Source organism: Mucilaginibacter sp. P5_A4, assembly GCF_056400605.1.
On sequence record NZ_JBFUKX010000055.1, the window covers coordinates 38,494 to 45,093 of the forward strand.

The 6,600-nt window shown below is 44.3% G+C and carries 2 protein-coding genes and 1 pseudogene; all 3 read left to right on the forward strand.

The window, feature by feature from the left end; genetic code table 11:
- The first annotated feature begins 43 nt into the window (after nt 1-43).
- Nucleotides 44-448, forward strand: coding sequence for a hypothetical protein (locus AC1DQW_RS23975; protein ID WP_477417694.1), 405 nt, complete (start codon nt 44-46; stop codon nt 446-448).
- Nucleotides 449-614: 166 nt separating this feature from the next.
- A complete protein-coding gene (locus AC1DQW_RS23980) occupies nt 615-6,209 on the forward strand; it encodes an alpha-2-macroglobulin family protein (protein WP_477456362.1) in 5,595 nt (1,864 codons plus the stop codon).
- 192 nt (nt 6,210-6,401) lie between these two features.
- Nucleotides 6,402-6,600: pseudogene (locus AC1DQW_RS23985) on the forward strand (hypothetical protein); the annotation flags it as partial.

Sequence of the window (6,600 nt, forward strand, 5' to 3'; positions counted from 1 at the left end):
ACTCACCTAATCAACCCAATCAACCGCTCACTAAATAAATAAAATGATAAAAGACCTCCCCGATAACAGCGTTAAAGATATTGCCATAGCGGTAGCTCTGGAGCGCGAAAGTGTGGAGAGTAAAATCTGGTACGTATACCTCATTAACCTAAAAAATGAGCCTATAGAGAACGTACTTATTACCTCAAAAGGTTATGGTGAAAAGGATGGCGAACAGGTAAAAACCTCTACTTTAAGACACATGATCCCGGTTGTGGGCAGTAAGGGCTTTAAGCTTATCGAGCCTATTGATGAGCAAACCTTCGGCCTTAATAATGAGTATTGGCTCAGTTATTATATAGGCACAAACATCTTCGATAAAAAATTCATTTTCCTGCCGGAGAGCATTGTAGAAATGAATTTCATCAAACTCCCGGTGTTAAATAAACCCGGTGTTATGATATTGTAGTTGCCATTGGTCATTTAGGAAAGCTGGTTTGACGAAGATTGTTTTAACTCTTTAACATAATCAAACAACTCACCATCCACTACTCCCCACTCACTATTAAATATTTCTCAAATAATTATTTGTTGTTATAAATTTTATACATTCATGCAATAAATAAACCTATTCCATGGATAACGGATATACCAGCTTCCGCAAACGTAAAAGCTTAATTACAATTGGTTCTGCGCTTGCAGTACTATTAATCATCGCTTATCTTATTGCAAATGGCCGCAAAAAAACTGTGGTCGATCCTGCCTTTGGTAAGTACATCGAATCTTATACAACCGGGGTTATCTCTAAGGAGAGCCCTGTAAGGATCCGTCTTGCCAGTACGGTGCAGGTTACTCATCAGCAAAACGAAGTAGTTGATAATGATCTTTTTGATTTTTCACCGTCAATAAAAGGTAAAGCATATTGGATTGATGCCCGCACCATTGAATTTCGTCCCGATAAAAAGCTCGACCCTGATAAAAGTTACAGTGCCGAATTTAAATTAGGGAAACTTATTGATGTCCCCTCCGGCTTTAACAAGTTCAAATTTGGTTTCCAGGTAATTAAGCCCGATTTTAATGTGGCATTTAACGGACTGCAAACAGCTACCAGTACATCTGCTGATGAAATGAAACTGGAAGGCAATATCCAGACTTCTGATACGGAAGATCCCGCATTGATTGAAAAAATCATTACCGTAAACTACACATGGCCGGTTAAAATTACCTGGGGTCATAATGTTGTTACAAAAACGCATACATTTAAAATAACAGGCCTAAAACGGCAATCGGGCTCGGTTACGCCTGTTACCATTAACTGGGATGGCAGTGTTTTAAATGTTGATAAAAAGGGCGATCAGCGTTTTGATGTACCCGCGATAGGCGATTTTAAGGTGCTGAATATTCGTGCAGTGCAGGATAACGACCAATATGTATTGGTACAATTCTCAGATGCTATCATGGTTGGCCAGGAATTGAATGGCCTTATTGGAATCGCAAATATAGGCGATGCGGCCTATACCATTGATGGCAGTATGGTTAAAGTATACGCTTCTGAACGCTTACAGGGCGATTATAGCGTGTTTGTAAATGAAGGGGTCGAAAATATCGCTCACAAAAAGATCACTAAAACTTATACCGCTAATGTATTTTTTGAAAACCGTCTGCCAAATGTAACTATCCCGGGCAAAGGCGTAATTCTGCCCGATTCGGGTAAATTGATGATGCCTTTTGAAGCCGTGAATCTAAAAGCGGTTGATGTAAGCATCATTAAGATATATGAGAGCAACGTACCCCAATACTTCCAGAATAACGATTTTAATGGCGGACAGGAATTGCGGCAGGTTGGTAAACCTATTGTACAAAAAACCATTCGGCTGGACAAAGATAAAGGGGTAAACCTGAATAAAAAGAACCGTTTTATGTTGGATCTCGACCAGATGATCCGTACAGAACCTGGCGCTATTTACAGGGTGGTTATAGGCTTCAGGCAGGATTATTCGCTGTACAACTGTAGCTTGGGAGGTGCGGTAAAAAAAGACGACGACGAGGGGTATGAAGGTGAGGGAGAATACAGCAATAATGCCAACAAGGTAAGCGACGAAGACGATGATTTTTGGTCGAGATATGATAATTTTTACCCTGAAGGCTACAGCTGGCAGGATAAGGATAACGCCTGCACGCCATCCTACTACACCAAAACACGCTGGGCTACCCGCAATATAATCGCATCAAACATTGGCCTGATTGCCAAACGGGGTAACAATAACAACATGCTGATAGCGGTTACTGATATCATGACCGCCAAACCTATGGATGGTGTGGAATTGCAATTACTCGATTATCAAAAGCAGCTGATCTTAAAAACCACATCAGGATCTGATGGGTTAGCCAACTTTGAACTGAAACGGAAACCATACCTGCTGGTAGCAAAAAAAGGCCGTCAGCGCGGGTATTTAAAACTTGATGATGGAAACTCGCTGCCCCTCTCGCGCTTTAACGTTAGTGGAGAACAGGTTCAAGGCGGATTAAAAGGTTTTCTTTACGGCGAACGTGGTGTTTGGCGCCCAGGCGACAGCATATTTATGACCTTTATACTGGAAGATAAGCTAAAAACCTTGCCAGCCGATCACCCGGTTGAGTTTGAACTAACAGATCCCAACGGAAAACTTTACAGGCGTATCACGCAAACCAAATCATTGGATGGTTTTTATAGTTTCCATACTGCTACAGAAACATCTTCGCCTACCGGGAACTGGACAGCCCGGGTAAAAGTGGGCGGGGCTATTTTTGAGAAGAAGATTAAGGTGGAAACCATTATGCCAAACCGTTTAAAGCTAAGCCTTACGTTTGGTGGTGCCAATGAACTCACCAAGGGCAACAATGCCAACGGCAAGCTAAGCGCGCGATGGCTGTTTGGTGGGGCTGCCCAAAACCTGAAAGCCAAAGTTGATGCATTTTTAACACCGCAGACAACCAGCTTTAAAAACTATAAGGATTATGTTTTTGATGATCCTACCCTGGCCTTCAATACCCAAACCCAAACCGTTTTTGATGGCAAGCTAAGTGCTGACGGCAATGCCGATGTTGATGCTAATGTAAACGTAGAGAAACAGGCGCCGGGGCAGCTGCGGGCCAACTTTTTGGTAAAAGTATTTGAACCGGGTGGCAATTTCAGCATACAGCAGGTTACCATGCCATATAATGTTTACCCCGGCTATGTGGGTATCAAAACACCATCTGGCAGCGAACTTTCGGGGATGCTGGTTACCGATAAAGATCACCAGGTTGATATTGCCGATGTTGACGTAAATGGCAACGCTTTTACAGGTACCCGTACTGTTGAATTGGAACTGTACAAAGTACAATGGCGCTGGTGGTGGGATCAAACCGGCGATGAGACGAGCAATTTTACCCAGGATAAATACAACAAGCTCATCAAAACCCAAAGCATACAGCTTACAAACGGGCGTGGTAAATGGACATTGCGCATCCCCAAAGCCGATTGGGGGCGCTATCTCATTAAGGTAAAAGACGAACAAACAGGCCACTCAACCGGCAAAATCATTTATGTTGATTGGCCAAACTGGTCGGAAAGGTTGCAGCAAAGTAACCCTACCGAGGCCGCAATGCTCTCCTTTACTTCGGATAAACCTGCATACAAGGTTGGCGAACAGGCTACTTTAACCATCCCTACAGCTGCTGATGGCCGCGCTTTAATAAGCTTTGAAAATGGCAGCAAAGTTTTAAAAACTACCTGGATAGATACTAAAAAAGGGCAAACCCAATATAGTTTTACCGTAGATGCGGAAATGGCGCCGAACGTTTTTGTGAATGTGACCCTGCTGCAAAGACATTCTCAAACAATAAACGACCTGCCCATCCGCATGTATGGCGCTATACCCCTCACGGTAAACAACCCCGAAACGATATTGAAGCCGGTGATAAGCATGCCGGATAAGATCAGGCCCGAAACACCATCGGCCATAACGGTATCCGAGGCATCGGGTAAGGAAATGACCTATACCATTGCTATTGTTGATGAGGGCCTGCTGGATATTACCAATTACAAACTGCCCGATCCGCATGATACCTTTTATGCCCGTGAGGCGCTTGGCGTAAAAACATGGGATCTGTTTGATTATGTGATAGGCGCGTATGGCGGTGGACTGGAACGGATATTAAGCATCGGTGGCGATGGTAACCTGGGCACCAACAAGAATGTATCTGTAAACCGATTTAAGCCGGTTGTGAAATTCATGGGGCCTTTTCACCTTGGTGCAGGCGAAAAGCAAACCACGGCCTTTAAACTACCGCAATATGTAGGTTCTGTAAAGGTAATGGTTGTGGCTGGGCACGATGGTGGCTATGGTGTTGCCGAAAAAGTTGTGGCGGTTAAAAAGCCGCTGATGATACTGGCTACTTTACCACGGGTGTTGGGTCCGGGCGAAAAAGTGCAGCTACCTGTTACTGTTTTCGCTATGGAACCTCATATCAAAACAGTTACAGTATCGGTACAAAGCAATGCTTTCAACAATCTTGCAGGCAACAATACCAAAACGCTCACTTTTACCAAAACAGGCGATCAGCTGGCAACTTTTGATTTAGATGTAAAGGATTTTGTGGGTGTAGGCAAGGTGAAGATCATCGCCAAAAGCGGATCAGAAACAGCAGCTTATGATGTAGAACTGAATGTGCGTAACCCTAATCCGCCGGTAACCCGCATCTTACAGAAAGAGCTTAAACCGGGGGAAACATGGAGTACTGCCTACCAGGCAATAGGTATAAGCGGTACCAATAAAAACACCATGGAGGTTGCCTCCATCCCACCGCTAAACCTGGATAAACGGCTTGATTACCTGATAGATTATCCCCACGGTTGTGTGGAGCAAACCACTTCGGCGGCCTTCCCTCAATTGTATTTGAGCCAGTTGCTTGATCTGTCGCCAAGGCAAAAGGCAGAATCAGAAAGGAATATCAAGGCTACTATTGCCAGGCTCAATGGATTCCAGGTACCCGGCGGCGGCTTAAGCTACTGGCCGGATGGCGGCAGTGCAGATGAATGGGGAACCAACTATGCCGGGCACTTTATGCTGGCTGCGCAGGCTAAAGGTTACAGCATGCCATTAGGATTTATAGCACAATGGAAAAAATACCAAAAACAAAAAGCTTTAGCCTGGGCGCCGGATAGCAGGAGTTTTTATGGCAATGACCTTAACCAGGCGTACCGCCTGTATTTACTTGCTTTAGCCCGCTCGCCGGAATTAGGGGCGATGAACCGTTTACGCGAATTTAAATATTTAAGTGTAGAAGCTAAATGGCGCCTGGCTGCAGCCTATAAACTGGCCGGCCAGCCTGAGATGGGTATAGGGATGATTGCTGGTTTACCAACTACCATAAAACCTTATAATACCATGTACGGCACTTATGGTTCCGACCTGCGGGATGAGGCAATGATATTGGAAACCCTTACATTGCTTGGTCAGCAGGCAAAGGCAGCTACGCAGCTTAGAACTGTAGCTGCAAGGCTTTCGCAGGATGATTGGTATAGTACCCAAACAACCGCCTACTCGTTGATAGCTATTGCGCAATATTGCGGGCAGAACAAATCACCTGGTAAGATGATCTTTAATTTCCAGTCGGGTGCTGCCAGGTCTGATGTTAGTTCACCGTCCTACATTTGGCAAAGCGCCTTAGCTACCAACGGCGGTAAAGTAACAATAAAGAACTTAGGCACAAACAGACTGTATGTGAGGCTGATACAAAAAGGACAGCCTTCATCTGGCCTCGACGTTAAAACGTTTATCGATCCGCAGGTCTTACAGATGCGGGTTGGCTACTTTACCCTTGGCGGTAAGCCGATAGATCCATCCTCATTGAAACAGGGAACCGACTTTGTGGCACAGGTGAACATTAAAAACCCCGGCAGGCGCGGCAGATATGATAACCTGGCTCTGAGCCAGATCTTCCCATCGGGATGGGAGATATTGAACAGCCGGATGCTGAACAGTGATGAAGCTTTTAAATCATCACCATCCGACTACAGGGATATCAGGGACGACAGGGTTAACACCTATTTTAGCTTATCCGAAGGCCGCGAGGTTACCTACTACGTAATGCTGAATGCTGCTTATGCGGGCAGGTATTATTTACCGGCGGTGTATTGCGAGGCGATGTATAACAATTCGATCAATAGTTTGATTAAGGGCCAATGGGTTGATGTGGTGAAGTAAACAGGTGTTCCATCGGAACGGGTGAAACATATGGAACGGGTGGAACACCTTTGTGCCTCATAATCAGCAATATAAGTATTTAGCAAAAACAGGAAATGGAACACCTTTGTTGCTGATAATCAATAACTTAGAATTTTTAATACATCAAGAGTGTCTTGTCCTGAAATAGGTTTACACATTAAGTAAACAAACATGGATGAGAAATTAGCAAAATTGATTCTTGAAGACCGTAATGTAGGCGATTTAAGTTATCGTACTTTAGCATCAAAGTATGGAATATCCCGCACTCAGATCCACCGGATGGTGATGTCAAAGCAAAAGAAGCAGAAAAAACCGGCAGTAATCAAAGCAGAGGTAGTGGAAGAGTTAGCGTTACCAGACGACATAAAGT

Bases quoted from the DNA above. Each gene is read 5' to 3' on its own strand.
- AC1DQW_RS23975 (WP_477417694.1), top strand. From the start codon at position 44: ATGATAAAAGACCTCCCCGATAACAGCGTTAAAGATATTGCCATAGCG.
- AC1DQW_RS23980 (WP_477456362.1), top strand. From the start codon at position 615: ATGGATAACGGATATACCAGCTTCCGCAAACGTAAAAGCTTAATTACA.